The sequence below is a fragment of the Micromonospora psammae genome, assembly GCF_036902725.1.
Taxonomy (GTDB): domain Bacteria; phylum Actinomycetota; class Actinomycetes; order Mycobacteriales; family Micromonosporaceae; genus Micromonospora.
Genome location: NZ_JBAKHM010000004.1, coordinates 131,349 through 150,680, shown reverse-complemented (window position 1 = coordinate 150,680; position 19,332 = coordinate 131,349). Strand labels below are relative to the sequence as shown.

Sequence of the window (19,332 nt, the reverse complement as noted above, 5' to 3'; positions counted from 1 at the left end):
GCAGAGCGCGCGCCGCCGCGCTGGATGCCGGTGGTGGTTGGCGGTGGTGGTGGGGCGGTGTCGGGCTGGCGGGTGCCGAGGCCGCCAGCGGGCGGGCGGGGGCTATCCGGTACGCGCCGACGGGCCGCGCGGGGCGGCCGACGGTGACGTGCCGACGGTGGTCGGGTCGGCGAGTACCCGGTCGACGACCACGCCCGCCGCGCCACGCGCGGCGGCCGTGAAGCCGAGGTTCGAGGCGACGAAACGGCACCGGGCGGCGGGCCCGGCGACGGCGAGGCGGTCCAGTTCCCGCTGCGCGGTGGGGACCAGCCGGTCCGCGAGGGTGGCGAAGTAGCCGCCGAGCACGATCACCCGCGGGTTCACCAGGTTGACCAGGATCGCCCCGCCCAGGCCGAGCCAGCGCCCCACCTGCGCGACGGCGGCCTCGGCGGCCGGCTCGCCGGCCGACAGCCACCGCCCGATCTCGCGCAGCCGTTCCTCCGGGTCGCGGACCCGGTCGGCGTGCGGGTGGTCGGGGGTGATCAGGCGGACCAGTTCGGCCAGCCCGACCTTGGTCTCCCAGCATCCGGTCCGGCCGCAGCCGCACCGGCGTCCGGCCGGGTCGACCGGGAGGTGGCCCACCTCGCCGGAGAAGCCCTCGGCGCCGCGCAGCAGCCGTCCCCCGACGATCATGCCGCCGCCGACGCCCACCTCGCCGGTGAGGTAGACGAGGTCGTCGGTGCCGGCCGCGACGCCGTAGGTGTACTCGGCGAGCGCGGCGAGGTTGGCGTCGTTGTCGACCCCCACCGGGAGATCCGGCGGCAGCGCGGCGCGGAGCCGTTCGGCCAGCGGCAGCTGCCGCCAGCCCAGGTTCGGGGCGAGGACGACCAGGCCGCGTTCGACGTCGATCAGGCCGGGCACCGCGACGACCACGCCGGCCGCCGGCGCGTCCCGCCGCCGCAGGTCGCGCAGCGCGTCGCGGATCACCTCGACGAGCTGGTCCACCGCCCCGTCGGGGCCGCTGCCGGCGGCGTCGATGGCCGTCCGCCGCTCGATGACCGGCCGGCCGGCCAGGTCGATGCCGTGCACGCCCAGGTAGTCGACGTTGATTTCCACGCCGAGCGCGCCCACCGTGGCGCCGTCGAGGGCGAGGACCCGCCCCGGCCGCCCGGCGGCGCCCGAGCGTTGCAGGCCGACCTCCCGTACCAGCCGGCGGGTCAGCAGCTCGTCGACGAGGCTGGACACGGTGGCCTTGTGCAGGCCCGTGCCGGTGGCGATGGTCGCCCGCGACCGGGGGCCGTGTTCGCGCAGGTGGACCAGGACGCGGCTGAGGTTTGCCCGGCGCAACGACAGCTGGTCGGTGGGCGTTGTGGTGACCGGTGGCACCGCGGTGCGCTCCCGGCCCGTCATCTCCGCCCCATTTCGTCTGGTGGCCAGACTAATCAAGCATGGCGATGCATCGATGGCAACAGGCGTCCTGCGCAGTGGGCGGTGCGGGCGCCTCTGCCTCCACGGGCGTCGATTTCTTCGCGTCGATCGTGGAACATCGGGTCGGTAGGCGTCGCGGAGCTGACCCGCGCCCGCGAGGGGGTAGTCACGTGACCGATCGACCGGCCGGCGGACCGCGCTTCGGCGTCAACTACGTGCCGAGTGGGAACTGGTGGCACTGCTGGCTCGACTGGTCCGGCGGCGTATCGCGCTGGTGCTCGACGAGCCGCACCGGGTCGCGCAACACGCCTGGTCAACGGATTGCTGAAGGCGGTCGGATCAAAACCGGCGAGCCCAGCGGGACGGGCGGGCCAGGCACTGGAACACCGCCCACGCCCGTTGACTCAGGGCTGGCCGCTTCTGGCATGCGTTGTCGGACCCGCCCGCTAGCATCGCCGCGACCGTCCACGGGAGGGAGGGTGTCGTGGCCCAGGGCAACGTCACCACGTTCGTCGACAGGGACCTGCGGGGCGCGCGGTTCACCAGGTCGACGTTGGCCGGTGCGGTGATGCGCGGCGTCGATGTGCGCGGGCTCGATGTCGATTCGCCGTGGCTGGCGGACGGCGCACTGCTGGTCAACGGTGTCGACGTCGTGCCGCTCGTCGAGGTCGAACTCAACCGGCGGTTTCCCGGGCGCGAGCTGAAGCATGCCGAGGATCCCGATGGCCTGCGCACGGCGTGGGCGGCGCTCGAACGCGCCTGGGCGGGCGCGGTCGAGCGGGTCGAGTCCATGCCCGAGGGCGCCGCCGACGTCTCGATCGATGGCGAGTGGTCGTTCGCGCAGTCCCTGCGCCACCTCGCGTTCGCCACCGACGCATGGCTCGGCAAGGCGATCCTGCGCCTGCCGCGGCCCTTCCATCCGCTCGGGCAGCCGCACGCCGAGGACGAGACGGATGGATTTGACATGTCGGTCTTCGCCACGGGGCAGCCGAGTCTCGCAGAGGTGCTCGATCTGCGGGCCGGGCGGCAGGCCATGGTGCGGGATTTCCTCGCGAGCGTCACGCCGGAGCTGCTCGCCGAGCCTCGACCGACCGCGTGGTCACCCGAACACGAGGAGCCGGTCCTGCACTGCCTCCACGTGATCTTCGACGAGGAGTGGGAACACCTCCGCTTCGCACTACGCGACCTCGAGGCGCAGGAACAAGGCCCGGCGTAACCGTGGACAGACCTCGGCTGATCATTGAGCGGTGATGAACCCTGCCGTGCTGCCGGCCGACCCCGGTGCGTTCTCGTTGGCCGTTCCGCCGCTGTTCGCCGCGCTGGCTCCGGCGCGGAGCATCCTCATCGCCGGAGCGGGCGGTGGGTTCGACGTGTACGCCGGCCTGCCCTTGGCGTTCGCCCTGTGGCGCGGCGGCGCACAGGTGCACCTGGCCAGCCTGTCCTTCTCCCAACTCGAACTGATCGACCGGGACGCGTGGGTGGCGGAGCACGTCGCGGCGGTGCAGCCGCAGACCACCAGCCCGGACTGGTACTTCCCCGAGCGGACGCTGGCCCGGTGGCTGGCAGCTCAGGACCTGCCGTCGACCGTGTACGCCTTTCCGCCGCTCGGTGTCCAGCCGTTACGGGCGGCCTACCGGCACCTGGTCGAACAGCTCGACATCGATGCGGTGGTGCTGGTCGACGGCGGCACCGACGTCCTGCTGCGCGGCGACGAAACCGATCTCGGCACCCCGGTGGAGGACATCACCAGCCTGGCCGCCGTGACCGCGCTGGACGTGCCGGTCAAGCTCGTGACCAGCCTCGGCTTCGGCATCGACGCCTACGACGGCGTCAACCACGTCCAGGTGCTGGAGAACCTCGCCGCACTCGACCGCGACGGCGGCTACCTCGGCGCCCTGTCCATCCCCGGTTCCAGCCCGGAGGCGGCGCTGTACCGCGACGCTGTCGCCGACGCCCAGGCCGCCACCCCGGACCGGCCGAGCATCGTCCAGGGACAGATCGCCGCCGCCACCCGCGGCGCGTTCGGAGACGTCCGGTTCACCCGGCGCACCGGCGACGGCGACCTTTTCGTCAACCCGCTGATGGCCATCTACTTCACCGTCGACCTCGACAAACTCGCCGCCCGATGCCTGTACCTCGACCGCATCGAGAACACCATCGGCAGGCGACAGGTCATCACGCGCATCCAAGCGTTCCGCGACGAACTCCTCAGCGCACGCATCCCCCGCGCGTTCCCCCACTGAACGCCCGGACGGCGGCAGATCCGGATAGTCGCCCGGCGACAATCACCCGAACTTCGTCCATTGCCCTTCGGAGACCACCTCGACTGAGCCGTCGACGACCTTGATGGCCGTCTGTTCGTCGATGGCGTAGGCCGGGACGCCGATGTCGGCGGCCCATCGCTCCGCGTCAGCCATGGTGTTTGTCGGGAAGAGGTTCAGGTGCGGGAAGATCGAGAAGTCGACGACTCCCAGGGTGCGGTCGTCTGGTGCGGACGGCCACTCGACGAAGTAGTCCCCGATCCGGGGCGTCATCACCATGCTTCCGGCGCTTACTCCCACCCAGACCTTGTCGGGCAGCGAAGGCAGCAGATCGGCTAGCCCGGACTCGCGCATCCAGTGGCACAGGTATGTCGCGTCGCCTCCGTCGACCAGGAGCACGTCGGCCTTCCGGACCCAGGGGACCCATCGCTCCGCGCCGATGGTGGGCAGTGCGGTGAGCTCGAGGACACCGAGCGACGCCCAGCCCAGGCCGGACATGTACTGCCAGTCAGGCTTGGGCTCGGCGACGACGAAGTCCCGTACCGATGTCGGGCCGCACATCGGGTGACCCCACTGTGCTGTCGGGACGCAGAGGGCGTGGCACTCATCGATCGGCTTGCCGAGCAGCTGCACGAGCACCGAGTGGATGCTCGGGTTCGTGACGCCGCCGGAGGTAAGCAAGAGCTTCACGATGCCTCCGAATTCACGCGCGAAGGAGAATGTGCCTGATGACCAAGGGCCGCGCCGGCACTCATTGTAGTTTCGGGCGTTCACTTTCGGAGGTCCCTCAGTTGGCGGGGCGACTACCCTCCACCCGGTCCTACCTCGCCCAACACGTGCACCCGACCGAGGCGCGCGGGACGCGCATGTCACGGCGACCGCACATCGGCATGAGTGCATTTCTGATCATTCGGTTGGAACGAGAAGTTCGGTGAAGCGCTGGGCACGGGGTGTCCCAGCCGAGAACCTTGCGTGGTCGGTTGTTGAGTTCGGCGGCCACGGCCGTGAGGCGCGAGCCGGTCACCACCGTGCCGGACCCGGCGCGGAATCCGCGAGCCGCCCCGCGACGGCCCGCCGGCGGTCAGCCGGCCCCGCCCGGCACCGGATCGAAGACGAGCACGTCGGCGTCGGGCGCGTGCGACCAGCCGATCTCGACTCCTCGGGCGGCCAGCACCGCCCCCGGCGCCGTCAGCCCGGTGCCGCGCACCACGTAGCTACGGCCCGGATCGAGCCGCTTCGGATAGACCCGCCACCTCTGGTGAATTTGGTTGCCGCCCACCTGACCCGGATCGGCGGGACGTCGGCCCGCCGTGTCCCACACCAGCAGGCAGACCCGGCCGTCGGCGTCCGGACCGTCGGAGTACTCCCGGGCGTACGGGTGGTCCGCCGGGGTTCCGTGCACGGTCAGCTCGCCGAATTGGAGCAGCGGGCGCAGTTCCCGGTACAGGGCGACGAAGGCGGCGGCCTGCCGGCGCTGCTCGGCGTCCCAGGACAGCAGGTCGGCACCGACACCGAGCACGCCGGACATCCCCACCACGAACCCGTAGCCGAACGACACCGGCGCCGGATGGCGCATCCCGGGCAGACCGGTGACCAGCGAGTTCATGATGTGCGGCGGGAACGCCCGCAGGAAGCCGTGCTGGATCTCCAGCAGGTCGCGCGCGCCCACCTCGTCGGTGGGCCAGACCAGGTCCGACAGGCCGAGCACCGCCGCGTCGACGCGACCGCCCCCACCCGCGCACACCTCGACGGTGACCTGGGGGAACTCCTCGCGGAGCAGGCGCAGCAGCTGGTGGAAGCCGGCCGCGTGCTGTAGCGGCCACTCACCGCCGCGCGGGTCCCCCGGCCGTCCCCCGTCGGTGATCGGCCGGTTCATGTCCCACTTCAGGTAGGTGATCGGGTAGCGCGACAGCAGGTCCCGCAGCATGCCCGCCAGCCAGTGGCGTACCTCGGGTCGCCCGAGGTCGAGCACGAACTGGTGGCGGGAGAGGACCGGTCGGCGATCGGGGGCGCGGTAGATCCAGTCGGGGTGCCGGCGGAAGAGGTCGCTGTCCGGGTTGACCATCTCCGGCTCGATCCACAACCCGAAGCGCATGCCACGGGCGATCACGCCGGCCGCGAGCTCCTCCAGGCCGTGGGGGAACTTCTCGTCGTCGACCCGCCAGTCGCCGAGCCCACCGGTGTCGTCCTTGCGCCCGGCGAACCAGCCGTCGTCGAGCACGAACACCTCGGCGCCGACCCCGGCGGCGATGTCGGCCAGGGCCAGCTGCTGGGTGACGTCGACGTCGAACTCGGTCGCGAACCACGAGTTGTAGACCACCGGATGGTGGTACGGGTCGGTGGACCGGGCGAGCGTGTGGCGCTGGTAGCGGTGCCAGGCCCGAGCGACCCCGTCGACGCCGTCGGCGCTGTACACGCCGAGGGTGGCGGGGGTGACGAAGGTCCGGCCGGGGTCGAGGACCACGGTGACGGTGTCGTCGTCCACGCCCATGGATATCCTCGCCCGGTCGCCGTGCGGGACCGCCTCGACGAGGGCCCGCCAGGATCCGGTCCAGGCGAGCTGCACCCCCCAGGCGCCGGGGGCGTCGGCCGCGATCGGCGTGACGGTCACCGCCGGGGCGAACAGGTGACCGGTGACGCCTTGTCTGCTGCCGATGGCGAAGCTGCCCAGCGTCAGGTCCAGCTGGTGCTCGCGGAACTCCTGTCCCCACGCCCCGGCGAGGTAGCGCACCCGGACGCCGCCGCGGCCCGGCACCGTCCAGCCGCCGCTGAACACCCGGTCCAGGTGGACGGTGGTGGTGCCGCGATTGGTGATCTCGATCCAGCGTTCCACCACGTCGTGGTCGGCGCAGGCACGGATGTGCTGGACCAGCCGCAGGGCTCCGGCGTGGTCGTCGAAGGTGACCACCAGTTCGACCCGGTCGCCCTCGCGACGCAGTTCGTCGGCGACGTGCGCCCATCCGGCACCGAACCAGCCGTCGCCCCGGACGAGGTGCATCTCGCACTGGTGGACGTGCCGGGTGCCGTCGGTGGCGTACTCGACCGGCGCGACGTCGGCCACCGTCTCGAAGGGGGGCAGCACCGCCGGGCGCCACGGGCCGACCGGTCCGTCCGCGCTGGGTCCCCAGTAGTCGGAGACCAGCACGCTGTCGTCGAGGGCGAGGCTGACGGCGTAGGTGGTGTGGGCGGTCTGGAGCCGCCACTGCCGCGTCACACCGCGCTCCTCGCCACGTCGGGGATCCCGGGTCACGACTTGACCGCTCCTTCCATGATGCCGGCGACGATCTGCTTGCCGGCGACGACGAAGACGATGATCAGCGGAAGGGTCGCCAGCAGCGCGCCGGCGAGCAGGCGGGAGTAGACGATGAACTGGCCCGAGGCGAGGTTGGAGAGGGCCACCTGCACGGTCGGGTACGCGGAGCCGCTCAGCGTGATCAGCGGCCACTGGAAGTCGTTCCAGGTGGCGGTGAAGGTGAACAGGCCGAGCACGCCGAGCGCGGGCCGCAGCGCGGGGACCACCACGCCGGCGAAGATGCGCAGGGTGGACGCGCCGTCGATCCGGGCGCACTCGATCAGCTCGTCCGGCACCGCGCCGAGGATGAACTGACGCATGTAGAAGACGCCGAACGCGGTCACCAGCCCGGGGATGATGACGGCGGGCAGGGTGCCGTTGAGGCCGAGCTTGCCCATCAGGATGTACAGGGCCACGACGCCGAGCTGGTTGGGGACGGTCATCGTCAGGACGAGGAACAGCATGAGGATGTTGCGTCCCCGGAAGCGGAGCTTGGCGAAGGCGAACCCGGCCAGGGAACAGAAGAACAGCACGGAGGCGGTGACGACGAGCGCCACGATCAGGCTGTTGAGCAGCGCCGCGATGAAGAAGACGTTGTCGGCGGCGAAGACCGCGCGGGCGTTGTCGGCGAGGTTGTCCCGCGGCACCACCGACGGTGGGATCTGGAAGACCTGCTCCTCACTGCTCGACCCGACCACGAACATCCAGTAGAGCGGGAAGGCGGACAGCAGCAGCGAGAGGACGAGCAGGGTGTAGGTGAGGGGTCCCGCCGGGTTGTCCGACGAGGCGAGGCCGGGCGACCGGCGCCGGGTGGCGGATCGGGTCGAACTCATCGGCGTCCTCCTCCGCTGAGACGGTTGGTCAGTACGGTGTTGACGACGGCCAGGCCGACGATGACGAGGAAGAGGACCCACGACATCGCGGCGGCGCGACCCAGGTCGAGCTCCTTCCACCCGGTGCGGTAGATGAGCATCGCGATGGTCTGGAACTGGCCGTCCGAGCCGCCGGTGGCCTCCCGGGGCTTGGTGTCGAACAGCAGCGGTTCGGTGAACAACTGCATGCCGCCGATGGTGGACAGGATGATGGTGAAGAGAACGGCGGGCCGGATCATCGGCACCGTGATCCGCCACAGCTGCTGCCACTGGCTCGCGCCGTCGAGCGCGGCCGCTTCGTAGAGGCTCTTCGGCACGGCCTGCATCGCCGCCAGGTAGATCAGCGCGTTGTAGCCGATGTACCGCCAGTTGACCATGGTGGCGACCGCCAGCCAGGAGGACCACTTCTCGGCCCGGAAGTCGACCTGCGCCAACCCGACGCTGGCGAGCCCGTTGTTGACCAGGCCGAACTGCTGGGCGAACAACGCCCCGAAGACCACGGTCGAGGCGGTGATGGGGGTGACGTACGGCAGCAGCACCCCCATGCGCAGTCCGGTACGCATCCGCAGCCGGCGGTTGAGCAGCGCCGCCAGCAGCAGGGCCAGAACCAGTTGCGGCCCGGACGAGAGCACGAAGATCCCGATGGTGTTGCCCATCGCGTTCCAGAGCCGGTCGTCGGCCAGGACCGCCCGGTAGTTGTCCAGGCCGGTCCAACCGTCGCGGGTGGGGTCGTCGAGGCGCCAGGTCCGCAGCGAGACCACCGCGTTGTAGAGCAGCGGGAAGAGCCCGAAGACTCCGAAGAGTACGAAGAACGGCGCGATGAGCAGGTACGGGGTGTAGTTGATGTCCCATCGGCTGAGCCGTATCCGCCACCCGGGCCGACCGGGGGACGCCGGCGGTGGAGCGCGGTGCGACGCGGACCGTCGGACTGCCGTCATGGGGGTGGCGGGCATGCGGACTCCTCGAACGGAATGGACGTGGCGGGCGACGACCGTGCCTCAGCGGGCGGCCCGTTCCGCTTCGGACCTGGCCTTCTCCCAGGCCGCGGGACCGCTGATCTTGCCCTGCTGGACCTGGTCCAGCACGTTCGACACCGCGGTGCGGACCTGGTCGGTGAGTCGCCCCTGGTACTGCGGGGTCACCTTCCGGGCGGTGTCCGGGAAGATCCTGCCCACCGGCGCGTCGTTAAAGAAGGGGTTCCGGAAGTCGCGGATGGCCGGGTCGTCGTAGAGCGCCGGCTGGGACGGCAGGTTGCCCACCTTCTTGAAGATGGCGATCTGCTGTTCCGGTTGGATCAGCCACTCGACGAACCTGTACGCCTCGTCGGTGTGCCGGCCCTGGGCGGGGATGCTCCAGAACGAGCCGCCCAGATTTCCCCCGCCCCCCGGCGGATAGGCGATGTCCCACCTGCCCTTGGTGTTCGGCGCCTGGCCCTGGATGTAGCCCTGCATCCAGGCCGGGCAGGTCAGGGCGGCGAATCCGCCGTTCTTCATCGCGGCGTTCCATTCCGGGGTGAAGGGTTGCAGGTTGGCCGACAGCCCTTCGGCGACCAGGGCGGTGGCGAGCTCCCAACCGACGCGGGGACCGCCGTCCATGGCCAGCTTCTCGTCCGGGCCGAAGTAGCCGACCGGCTGCTGCCGGATGACCATCTCCAGGAAGAGGCCGGCGCCGTCGACGAACTTCTTGCCGCCCGAGCCCTGCTCGTACCGCTTGCCGGCAGCGAGGAACGCCTCCCAGGTCGGCCAGAGCGCGGAGACCTTCTCCCGGTCGGTCGGCAGCCCGGCCGCCTCGAACAGGTCCGTGCGGTAGCAGATGGCCTGTCCGCCGACGTCGGTGCCGAGGCCGACCTGCCGTCCCTCGGGCGAGCGGAGCAGCTGCCAGTTCCACGGCAGGTAGTCGTCCTCGTACGCGCCGGCGCCCTTGTCGAGGAGGTTGACGAACTTCGACGCCTGGTTGCGGAACTGCACGGCCTGACTCTCGTCGATGGCGGCGATGTCGGGAGCGCCCGAGCCGGCGACCAGGAACTTCTGCAGGTCCTCGTGCTGCTGGCTGTAGTCACCGGCGTTGAGCTGGATCCTGATGTGCGGATGGGCCGCGGTGTATCGCGGGACCAACTCGTCGAGGCCGAAGTCGCCCCAGTAGTTCACCCGCAGCGTCACGGTGCCCTCCGGTGAACCGCCGTCACCGTCGTGGGTGCCAGCGCACGCGGTCAGCACCAGGGCCGCCGCCACACCGGCGGCCAGCGCGCGAACGGATCGGGATCGGAGTGTGAACATCTTCTCGCCTCCAGATGGTGACCGTTCGTGGCTGCGCCCGCCGAGGGTGGCGGAGCACGAACGGACCGTGGACATCGATGTCTCGCTGTGGTTCGGAACCGGCTGTCGATGGTGTCCGCGGCCGACCGCGGACACCATCGACCGGTGCCGGGCGGCCTCGGTCACCTGACGTGTTCGAGGGCGCCCCGGTCGTGCGCGGCCCCGTACGGCCGCCGGGTGCCGAAGTAGTCGCGCTGCACGGCCCGGAAGGTGACGCCGCTGTCGATCGCCGGTGACGTCGGCCGGAGCCAGAAGTTGGCGCTCGCCGGCTCGGTGCTCGGGCTGACGAACTGCGGATCGACGATCAGGTCCCGGGGCCCCCGGACCTGCGGCGGCAGCCCGCCGTAGTAGATGTTGTAGTCGTGCCGGACGTTGACGTTCCGGTAGGTGAAATTGGTGGCCTTGCCCGGCCGGGCGTAGGAGATGTTGTTGAGGATGTTCACGTTGGTGCTGTCCCAGGCGCCGATGTTCGGGTTGCTCAGTGCCGGGCTCCGGGAGTTGAGGTAGGCGGTGTTGTGGACGATGTCGACGTCCCTGCTGAGATAGGAGTGGATTCCGGACCCACCGTTGTCGAAGACGATGTTGTTGGCGACCAGGATCCGCCCCTCGTACGGCCGTTTGTCGCTCTGCTCGTGTTTGGTGTCGTCGACGATGATGCCGTTGCCGTCGGAAATGCAGCCGCAGGCGATCCACTCGACCTTGTTCTCATTGTCGTAGGAGATGTTGTTCCTGATGACCACCTTGTATTCCTGCCCCGGCGCGGGCGGAGCGACGTCGACCGGCTCGTAGACCGAGATGCCACTGGTGGCGAACACGGTGTACCACGAGGTGGAGTGGACCCGGTTGTACTCGATCAGAACATGGTCGGCGTAGAGGACGCCGATGCCGGCGCCCGGGCATTTGTGCAGATAGTTGTTGCGGATGACCAGGTGGTGCGAGAGCGCTCCGGTGACCCGGTCCTCGCGGGTGTTGATGCAGTTGGTGTTGAATCTCGGCCGCTCGGCGCTGGCACCCTTCTTGGCCTCCGCCAAGGTGATGCTGTCGCTGTCACCCTTGATTTCCAGGCCTTGAATGGTGATGTGGGACGCCCCGATGAGCACGATTCCGTTCCATCCCGTCACCGGCTTGAGCACCGGGCGGTGCCCGGGCAGCGCCTGGTATGTGATGCTCCTTCCCGGCGCGCCGGAACGGGTGATCTGGACGACGCCTTCGGTCGATGTGTCGCCGTAGGTGCCGTTCATGATGTTCACCGTGTCGCCGGGGTTGGTCAGGTTGGCCGCGCGCTGGATGGTCCGGAACGGCGACGTGACGGAACGCCCGCTGTTGCTGTCCGAGCCGTACGCGCTCACGTAGAACGTCGTCGCCTGCCGGGGGCCGACGGCGTGGGCCGCGCCGCCCGGCAGGGTGATCAGCACCGCCAGCACTGACGCGGTGCCGTACACCTGGGTTCGTCGCATGGCTTCCTCCTCGAGACGGACCGCGCCCGGGACATCGTCGAAATGGAGCGCGATCGGTGCGTCGCCACGGAGCTGCCTGATTCGGAAACCGCGATCGAGTGTCGTCCGGGTGCTCATCAAGTGCTCCGCAACATGTTTCGAGGACGTTACCACATATTAACGTCTATATATCTGTTGAGATTGCGTCGAACAACTGACCCGGGTGCCACCCGAATGGCGCAACACATCGCCCGGCGACCGTTGTGAAGAATCGTCGCAGCGATGCCGGCGTCACCATCTTCGGGATGCGTATTCCGCTATCCGGACCAGTACACGCCGACCTCCCCGGCCGGCGCAGGCCGAGCGGAAATTCGGTCGCACCGAGCCCTGAGGCCCGTTTCGTCGAGGCGTCGGACATCGCCGTCGGTCGAAGTTCGTGACATCGCCCCTCCACCGTCCATGACTCAATCTTGTTTCGTATCGGGAGCGTATGCTGAGACGGCAGGTAAACCTTCGCCGCAGATCATCACTCTTTCCCGGATGCTCAGATGACCAGTTCGCTGTTGGAGCACGACCTCGGCCTCTCCTGCTGGGAGGGCACGCCGGGGGTCATGAGCCGGGCCCACCGGCACCAGGACATTGAGATCAACATCGTCGAGGAGGGCGGCCTGGCGTACCTGTTCGGCGGGCGCTACGTCGAACTGGGGGCGGGTACGACGGCGCTGTTCTGGGCGGCCATCCCGCACCAGGTCCTCTCCGCGACACCCGATGCGCACGTCTGGTGGCTCAACCTGCCGCTGGACACCGTGCTGTCCTGGGGCCTGGACCGGGCGGGGCTCGACCGCTCGCTCCGCGGCTGGCCGGTGGTGGTGCCGCAGGATTCCTCGACCGGGCGGTTCCGACAGTGGTCGACCGAGCTGGCCGGCGGGGACGCCGAGCTGCGTGCCATCGCCCTGCTGGAGACCCAGGCGTACGTCCGCCGGCTCCTGTACGCCCGGGAGACCGGTCCGCCCCCGGTCACCCAGCGGCAGGAGGACGGCGCGGTCGGCCAGGTCACCACGATGGCCCGCTACGCCGCCCGGCACTTCGCCGAGCGGATCAGCGTGGCCGACGTCGCCGACACGGTCCATCTCCACCCGCGCTACGCGATGACCATCTTCCGCCGGGTGACCGGCCTGACCATCGGCCGCTACCTGGAGCAGTGTCGGGTGGCCGAGGCCGAGCGGTTGCTGCTCACCACCGACGCGACCGTCACGGAGGTCGCCCACGCGGCGGGCTTCGGCTCGGTCAGCCGCCTCTACGCCAGCTTCACCGCCGCCTGCGGCCAGTCGCCGGCGGCCTACCGTCGCACCTACCGCCTCCCGCCCGGCTGACCGGGCCGATCCCCCGCCGCGTGGTCAGGTACCCACCCCGCGCCGGGCTTCCTTGGCCACCTTCGCCATCGTGGCGCGCTGCCGCTGCCGCACCCGGTCGAGGGCGGCGGCGGTCTTCGCCCTCGCGGCGCCGGGGACGAACTTCGCACCGTTGAGGAGATCCAGGGTCTTCTGGTCCGGATCGCTGAGCGTGATCCCGTAGGCGCCGTAGGGCTTCCCCGTCCGCGCGCGCCACCTCGCCACGTCGTCGGCCGCCACCAGGTAGGGCCCGGATCCGTGCGGGAGGAAGTCGTTGTGGGCGAACGCCGCCTCGAGCCCGGCGGCGGTCCGGTCGATCACCGTGACCTTCGGGAACCGTCGGCGCAGCATCGCCGCCACTCCGTCGCCGAGGCTGCTGGGCCACAGCTGCACCTCGGCGTCGGGGATGTGCTTCTCGATCAGGGCCGGGACGCCCGGGGTGTGCGCCACGTCGCCGATGTTGACCGTCTGCCAGGAGGACCGGAGCAGGATGCGCGGCCCCCGATCCCCGGCCCCGGCCGGCCCGGCGGAGGTGGCGCCGTCGCCGCCGGCCGTACCCGAGCCCAGGTGCGTCACGAGTCCGGTCGCCGTTGCCGCCTCCAGAAAGGCGCGTCTACTCAACATGAACCCATTAACTGTCGCCACTCAGCGGGGCGTCAATAATGCCGCATCGGGTTTTGCCATGTTCTTTTCGACATGAATGGAAAGGCCTATCGGGACTACGAGGCACCGCCGCGCCGCGACGTGACATTCCCGTCGGTCTCCGCCTACACTTTTCACCAGCCGATCTCCGGGCGGGTGCATGGCTGGTCCTTGGTACCGCGATCTCCGACGCCTGGTCGCCGTGCTCTGCCTGGTCTGCGTCGCGGCGGTGCCGGCCGGTTCCTCGGTCGCGGGGACGACCGGGTCCACGCCGTTGCGGGTGCTCCAGATGAACCTGTGCAACAGCGGCCTGGCCGGCTGCTACACGGGCCGCTCGGTGCCCGAGGCGGCCCGCGTGATCCGGGCCGAGGCGCCGGACCTGGTCACCCTCAACGAGGTCTGCCGGGACGACGTGTCCACGCTGGAGCGGACGATGGCGGACGTCCACCGTGACGGGACGGTCGTGGGAGCCTTCGAGGCTGTCGGCGACCGCCGCACCGGCCGCGCCCTCCGGTGCCGCAACGGCCAGCCGTTCGGTGTCGGGCTGGTGGTGCACATCCCGGCGCCCTACCGTGGGCACGCGGTGCACGGCGGCCTCCACCCCACGCAGGACCTCGCCGACCCCGAGGAGCGGGCCTGGCTCTGCGTCGACGCCACCGTCGTCCGCGCCTGCACCACGCACCTGGCGAACACCAGCCCGGCCGTCGCGCTCGCCCAGTGCGTCCACCTGCTCGGTACGGTCGTCCCGGCCCTGCGGCTGAACGCCCCCCGGCAGCCCACCGTGCTGGGCGGCGACCTCAACCTGCGACACGGCGGCTCACCCGACGTGCGGTCCTGCGTACCGTCGGGCTTTCTGCGGGTCGACGACGGCGCCGTGCAGCAGGTCGTGGCGACGGCCGACGTCGTGGTCCGGTCCCGCCGGTCGATCGGCATGGGCGGGACGACGGACCACCCCAGCTTCCTGGTCACCCTCACGATCGCCCATCCGCCGACCGCCTGACACCTTCGAGCCGCGGACGGTCCGGCTCAGCGCCCGACCAACTCGGCCAACGACCGTCGGTCACCGAGTTACGCGCGTACGACCAGCAGGGCGTCGCGCCTGGTCCGCTCCACACCGTCTCCCGTCCGCCGGTCTGCCACACCATGGCAGTCGCGCCCGGCGGCGTGGAGGTTCACGGCACACCGTCACGGTCCGCCCAACGGGTCCGTCGGCACAGCCACCGCGCCGGGTCCGGTCCGGCTCCGGAGCACCCGGAGCCGGGCCGGTGAGTCGACGTTCAGCGGGAGCGCCCGGCGCTAGGGGCACCACCCCGGCCTGGCGACCGGGCGGCCAGGAGCTCAGACGGCTTCCCGCACGGACGACCGGTCCCCGGTCGCCGCTGCCGTGCGCTGGATCATGCGGGGGGTCACCCTCCGGTAGGAGCGCGGGTCGACCGGCGCCAGCCACTGTCGGGCCCGGGCCAGGCGGCCGAGGTTGAGCCCGAGCTCGTCGAGCACCTCGTCGATGTTGTGCATCGAGAAGGGGATGATGTTCGTGCCCCGGGCGTGGTGTCCCTTGGTCCGCGCCGTCATCCACTCCAGGCGCGTGCGCACCTCCTCCCGCATCCGCTCCCGGGACGGCAGCGTGATCCCTCCCCGCAGGTGGGCGGCCGTCCAGACCGCGGCCATCTCCGCGCCGAGCGGGCTGAAGAACGAGGAGTTGTAGCCGGCGAAGGTGAGGTGCGGGACGTCGATCGGCAGGATCTGGCGGTAGAGCATGAAGTTGCCCGAGCCGTCCTCCAGACGGGCGTGCAGCGCCGCGTCGAAGAACGGCACGTGCTGCCGGAAACCGGTGCCACAGATCACCAGGTCCGCGGGGAGCACCGTGCCGTCGGCGAGGCGGGCGGCCGTGCCTCCGTCGTCGACCAGGAGTTCGCTGATCACCCGGTCGCGGTGGACGACGATCCGGCCCTCAGCGACCCGCTCGAAGAATCCGTCCGTCGCGAGGCTGACGGTGCTCCGGGCGATGTCCTCGAAGGTCCCGTTCGGCACGAGGCCCAGCTCGCGCAGCTTCAACTGCCGGGTCGCGACCGACCCGACGCTGTCGAGCATGCGGCGACGCAGACCGTTCCCGGGACCGTGCAGGAACCGCTCGAAGCCCTTCGGGCTGAGGTACCGGAACAGCGCCTCGCCCATCCGGGTGAGCAGCAGGTACTTGTAGTTGACGGCACCGGCGAGCTTCTTGGGCATCTTCCAGAGCAGCTCCCGCGCCACGAGGTGGGTCTGGGCGGCGACGTCGCTCAGCGGGATCGCCACGTCACAGGACGACTTGCCGTAGCCGACGACGACGACGTTCCTGCCCCGGGCCGTCTCGAGGTCGTGGAACTCCCCGGAGGCCAGGACGCGCCCCCCGGCGGCGGTGAATTCGGCGCGGCCGGGGAAGGGCGGGACGACGGGATCGCTGAAGATGCCGTTGGCGACGACGAGGTGGTCGTACCGCTCCCAGGTCGGCGGGTCCTGGCTGCCCGTCGGCCGCGACGCGATCAGCCACTCGGTCTCGCCGTCCACGAGCTCCGCGGACAGCACCTCGGTGGACAGGCGCAGGACGGCGTCGAGCCCGAACGTGTCCACGTAGCTCTCAAGGTAACGCTGGACCTGCTCACCGGTCGGCCACTCCGGGTAGTGCGCCGGCATGGGCAGGTCGGAGAGGTGGTAGGTGCCCTTGTTGTTCTGGGTGCGCAGGCCGGGGTAACGCCGGGTACGGCTCCACACCCCGCCGACGTCGGGCGTCTTGTCGAACACGGTGACGTCGAAACCACTCTGCCGCAGCACCTTGGCGGCGCTCAGTCCGGCGAATCCGGCACCGACGATGGCGATCCTCATGGCAGCCTCCCAGGGAGTGTGACCCGCTGACGGGGCCGCGGCGGGGAATGCCGGCGGCGTTCGCACGCTAACCAGCAGCCCGCGGAGGTCGCTATCCGTCGTATGCGGGCGGTGTCCGCTGCGCGCGACCGGTCGGCGCCGGTGGTCCGGTGCCCGACCACCGCATCCGCTTCCTGTCGGGTCTGCGGCTCTGCCACCCTGTCGACCCCGGCCACGGCCTAGGGTTGGCGCGTCAGGGCGCCCGGCCGCCGGGCCTTCCCGGGGCAGACGGTCGTCCGACGAACGTCCCCGCTGGTGCGCAGCCACCTCAGCCCGCTCGGAGGTGCCGGATGGACGCCGCGACGGTCAGGACCGACGACGTCGAGCACGCTCGCGCGGAGGTGGGCCGGGTCTTCTGTCCACACCGGCTCACTCCCCAGTCCGGCGTCCGCGACGTCCGACTGCGGATGGAGGCCCGCCGGGTCGGCGGCGTGGGCGTCATCGACCTCGACTACGGGCGGGCGGTGCGGATCCAACCCGCCGCACTGGAGGACTTCTACCTGGTGCAGATTCCCCTCGGCGGCGGCACGGTGGTCCGGCACGCCGGCCACACCGTGACCTCGACGCCCGGCGTCGCCTCGGTCCTGTCGCCCTACGACGTCTCGGACATGCAGTGGTCCGAGGGGTCGCCACACCGGATCTTCTACGCCGACCGGCGCGCCGTCCACCGGGAACTCACCCGTCTGCTGGGTCGCCCGGTGGACGGCCCGGTCCGCTTCGACGTCGGCATGGCCATGGGCACCCCGGCGGCGCGTGCGTGGCTGCGCGGGCTGCACTTCCTCGCCGACGAGCTGGCTCAGCCGACGAGCGCGTCCCTGCTCGACCACGCACAGGTCGCCGGCCGCTTCGAGCAGGCGCTCATCGGCAAGCTGCTGCTGGCCCACCGCCACACCCACACCGAGCTGCTCGCCGATCCGGCGCCCCACCCGAGTCCGGGGCGCGTGGTCCGGCGGGCCTGCGCGCTGATCAGGGACCACCACGGCGAGGCGCTGACCGTCGGCGACGTCGCGGAGGCGCTCGGGGTGAGCGTACGGACGCTGCAGGAGTGCTTCCGCCGCGAACTGCGGACCACGCCGACGGCGTACCTGCGGGCGTGCCGGCTCGACGCGGTCCACCAGGCGCTGCGCGCCGCAGGTCCGGGGGCGTCGGTGACGGCCGTCGCCCTGCGGCACGGCTTCGCCCACCTCGGCCGCTTCGCCGGCGAGTACCGGGCCCGCTTCGGCGAATCGCCGTCGGCGACCCTGCGTCGCTGACGACCGTCGGGCCTCGGCCGCGGTGGCTCCGGGGATCCTCGCTCAGGGCGTGACCGCGGCGGGCTCCCTCCGGCGGGTGACGAGGCGACCGAACGCCGCCGCGGTGAAGAACATGACGATGCCGTACACGGCGGCCGGGATGGCGATCCGGGTGCTGTCCAGCAGCGACGGGCTGATCGCCACGGCGATGGCGAGGGTGCTGTTGTGGATGCCGATCTCCATCCCCGACGCGATGGACTCGGGCCGTCCCACTCCGAGCAGCCTCGGCACGCCGTACCCGATGACCAGGCTGATGACGTTGAAGACCAGGACGACGGCGCCGACGGCGATGAAGTAGTCGGCGAGGTTGGCGCGCTCCTTGAGGACGGCGCCGACGATGACCGCGACCAGCACGGCCACCGACAAGATCTTGACCGGTCCGGCGAGCCGGTCGGCGAGGCCGGGGAAGCGCGTCCGGACGGCCATACCGACCGCGACCGGGACGAGGACGATCGCGAAGACCTGGAGCACCTTGTCGAACTGGAGGCCCACGGACTCGCTGTCGGGCAGGAAATAGTCGGTCGACAGGTTGACGACCAGCGGCAGGGTGACCACCGCCAGGACCGAGTTGACGGCGGTCAGCGTCACGTTGACCGCGACGTGGCCGCCGAAGAGATGACTGTAGAGGTTGGCCGTGGTGCCCCCCGGCGACGCGGCGAGCAGCATCATCCCGACCGCCAGCTCCGGCCGGAGGTCGAAGGCGAGGACCAGCCCGAAGCAGATCGCGGGCAGGACGACGACCTGGCAGCCGAGGGCGACGAGCATGAGCAGGGGGTACGTGGCGACGCGTCGGAAGTCGGCCGTCGTCAGCCCGAGCCCGAGGCCGAGCATGACGATCGCCAGGGCGACGGGCAGTCCCACGGTGGTCAGCCAGGAATCCATGCGCGGATTCTGGTCGGTGCGGGCGCCGGGCGACATCCACTTGATCGGCAGATTCAGATGCCTTACCCGTCCCGCCCGGCGGCACCGCCCGCGGCCATACGAGACGGGCGGTGCAGCCGAGGCCGGTCAGCGACGGTCGGCGGGCCGCCGGGTCAGCACGATCCCGAGGGCGATCATGCCCAGGCCGAGGAACAGGTGCAGCCAGTCGTCGGCGTTGTTGAGCGGGACGAAGTTGGCCCCGCTGTCGTGGTCGACGACCAGCCCGTAGAGCCAGAGCACCAGGTAGATGGCGCCGCCGCCGATCAGGTACGTCCGCGCGCTGGAGATCGTGCGGGCCAGCGCGAGGCCGGCGACCCCGAACGCCAGGTGGACCAGGTTGTGCAGGATCGACACCTGGAACAACCCGAGCAGCTTCGCCTCCGACTCGTGCCCGGCGAACTGCATGGTGTCGAAGTTGGTGGTGATGCCGGGGATGAACCCGAGCACGCCGACCAGCACGAAGACCGCACCGACCACCTGGGCGGCGGTGCGGACGGGGTGCTTTCCCGTGGTGCCGCCGGAGCGGGATCTGTTGACCATGGTTACCTCCATCGAAGACCGTGTGCTTGATGTCCCCCGACGAGTCGGGCCGAAACCGGACA

The 19,332-nt window shown here is 70.6% G+C and carries 16 protein-coding genes; 5 read left to right on the top strand and 11 right to left on the bottom strand.

The window, feature by feature from the left end; translation table 11 throughout:
* Positions 1-102 precede the first annotated feature (102 nt).
* Positions 103-1,389 carry an ROK family transcriptional regulator gene (locus V6U79_RS09215; protein WP_334614241.1) on the bottom strand — a complete coding sequence of 429 codons (1,287 nt, stop codon included), beginning with the start codon at positions 1,387-1,389 and terminating at the stop codon, positions 103-105.
* Positions 1,390-1,891: 502 nt separating this feature from the next.
* On the opposite strand from V6U79_RS09215, the gene V6U79_RS09210 reads away from it, so the two are divergent.
* Entirely contained in the window at positions 1,892-2,623 is a 732-nt protein-coding gene (locus V6U79_RS09210) for a DinB family protein (protein WP_334614240.1), read from the top strand.
* Positions 2,624-2,657: 34 nt separating this feature from the next.
* Positions 2,658-3,650, top strand: a complete 993-nt coding sequence (locus tag V6U79_RS09205; protein WP_334614390.1) for a DUF1152 domain-containing protein — start codon at positions 2,658-2,660, stop codon at positions 3,648-3,650.
* Positions 3,651-3,692: 42 nt separating this feature from the next.
* Here V6U79_RS09205 and V6U79_RS09200 read toward each other — a convergent pair whose 3' ends face one another.
* The 6 genes from V6U79_RS09200 to V6U79_RS09175 all read right to left on the bottom strand — a co-directional run bounded on the left by V6U79_RS09200 (position 3,693) and on the right by V6U79_RS09175 (position 11,604).
* Positions 3,693-4,358: a Type 1 glutamine amidotransferase-like domain-containing protein gene (locus V6U79_RS09200; RefSeq protein ID WP_334522060.1), complete on the bottom strand. Its 666-nt coding sequence runs from the start codon at positions 4,356-4,358 to the stop codon at positions 3,693-3,695.
* A gap of 391 nt (positions 4,359-4,749) precedes the next feature.
* Entirely contained in the window at positions 4,750-6,882 is a 2,133-nt protein-coding gene (locus V6U79_RS09195; protein ID WP_334614239.1) for an alpha-galactosidase, read from the bottom strand.
* Between the two features lie 32 nt (positions 6,883-6,914).
* Positions 6,915-7,793 (bottom strand): carbohydrate ABC transporter permease, encoded by an 879-nt coding sequence (locus tag V6U79_RS09190; protein WP_334522054.1) that lies wholly within the window; start codon positions 7,791-7,793, stop codon positions 6,915-6,917.
* Complete coding sequence (locus V6U79_RS09185; protein WP_334614237.1) at positions 7,790-8,785, bottom strand: carbohydrate ABC transporter permease; 996 nt, start codon at positions 8,783-8,785, stop codon at positions 7,790-7,792. The genes V6U79_RS09190 and V6U79_RS09185 overlap by 4 nt, the downstream gene beginning before the upstream one ends.
* Positions 8,786-8,830: 45 nt before the next feature.
* Positions 8,831-10,108 (bottom strand): ABC transporter substrate-binding protein, encoded by a 1,278-nt coding sequence (locus V6U79_RS09180; RefSeq protein WP_334614235.1) that lies wholly within the window; start codon positions 10,106-10,108, stop codon positions 8,831-8,833.
* 161 nt (positions 10,109-10,269) lie between these two features.
* Positions 10,270-11,604 (bottom strand): right-handed parallel beta-helix repeat-containing protein, encoded by a 1,335-nt coding sequence (locus tag V6U79_RS09175; protein ID WP_334614234.1) that lies wholly within the window; start codon positions 11,602-11,604, stop codon positions 10,270-10,272.
* A gap of 527 nt (positions 11,605-12,131) precedes the next feature.
* Here V6U79_RS09175 and V6U79_RS09170 point away from each other — a divergent pair.
* Positions 12,132-12,956, top strand: coding sequence for a helix-turn-helix domain-containing protein (locus V6U79_RS09170; protein ID WP_334614233.1), 825 nt, complete (start codon positions 12,132-12,134; stop codon positions 12,954-12,956).
* A gap of 24 nt (positions 12,957-12,980) precedes the next feature.
* Here the strand turns inward: V6U79_RS09170 and V6U79_RS09165 are convergent, their stop codons facing one another.
* Positions 12,981-13,598, bottom strand: coding sequence for a hypothetical protein (locus tag V6U79_RS09165; RefSeq protein ID WP_334614232.1), 618 nt, complete (start codon positions 13,596-13,598; stop codon positions 12,981-12,983).
* A 178-nt stretch (positions 13,599-13,776) separates the two neighbouring features.
* On the opposite strand from V6U79_RS09165, the gene V6U79_RS09160 reads away from it, so the two are divergent.
* Positions 13,777-14,616, top strand: a complete 840-nt coding sequence (locus tag V6U79_RS09160; protein WP_334614231.1) for an endonuclease/exonuclease/phosphatase family protein — start codon at positions 13,777-13,779, stop codon at positions 14,614-14,616.
* Between the two features lie 338 nt (positions 14,617-14,954).
* On the opposite strand, the gene V6U79_RS09155 is transcribed toward V6U79_RS09160, so the two are convergent.
* Complete coding sequence (locus V6U79_RS09155) at positions 14,955-16,478, bottom strand: flavin-containing monooxygenase (protein WP_334614230.1); 1,524 nt, start codon at positions 16,476-16,478, stop codon at positions 14,955-14,957.
* Between the two features lie 329 nt (positions 16,479-16,807).
* Between V6U79_RS09155 and V6U79_RS09150 the strand changes: the two genes are divergently transcribed.
* Positions 16,808-17,770 (top strand): AraC family transcriptional regulator, encoded by a 963-nt coding sequence (locus V6U79_RS09150; protein ID WP_334614228.1) that lies wholly within the window; start codon positions 16,808-16,810, stop codon positions 17,768-17,770.
* A 42-nt stretch (positions 17,771-17,812) separates the two neighbouring features.
* On the opposite strand, the gene V6U79_RS09145 is transcribed toward V6U79_RS09150, so the two are convergent.
* Positions 17,813-18,691 carry a bile acid:sodium symporter family protein gene (locus V6U79_RS09145; protein ID WP_334614227.1) on the bottom strand — a complete coding sequence of 293 codons (879 nt, stop codon included), beginning with the start codon at positions 18,689-18,691 and terminating at the stop codon, positions 17,813-17,815.
* A gap of 126 nt (positions 18,692-18,817) precedes the next feature.
* Positions 18,818-19,270, bottom strand: coding sequence for a DUF4383 domain-containing protein (locus V6U79_RS09140; RefSeq protein WP_334522025.1), 453 nt, complete (start codon positions 19,268-19,270; stop codon positions 18,818-18,820).
* Between the last annotated feature and the right edge of the window lie 62 nt (positions 19,271-19,332).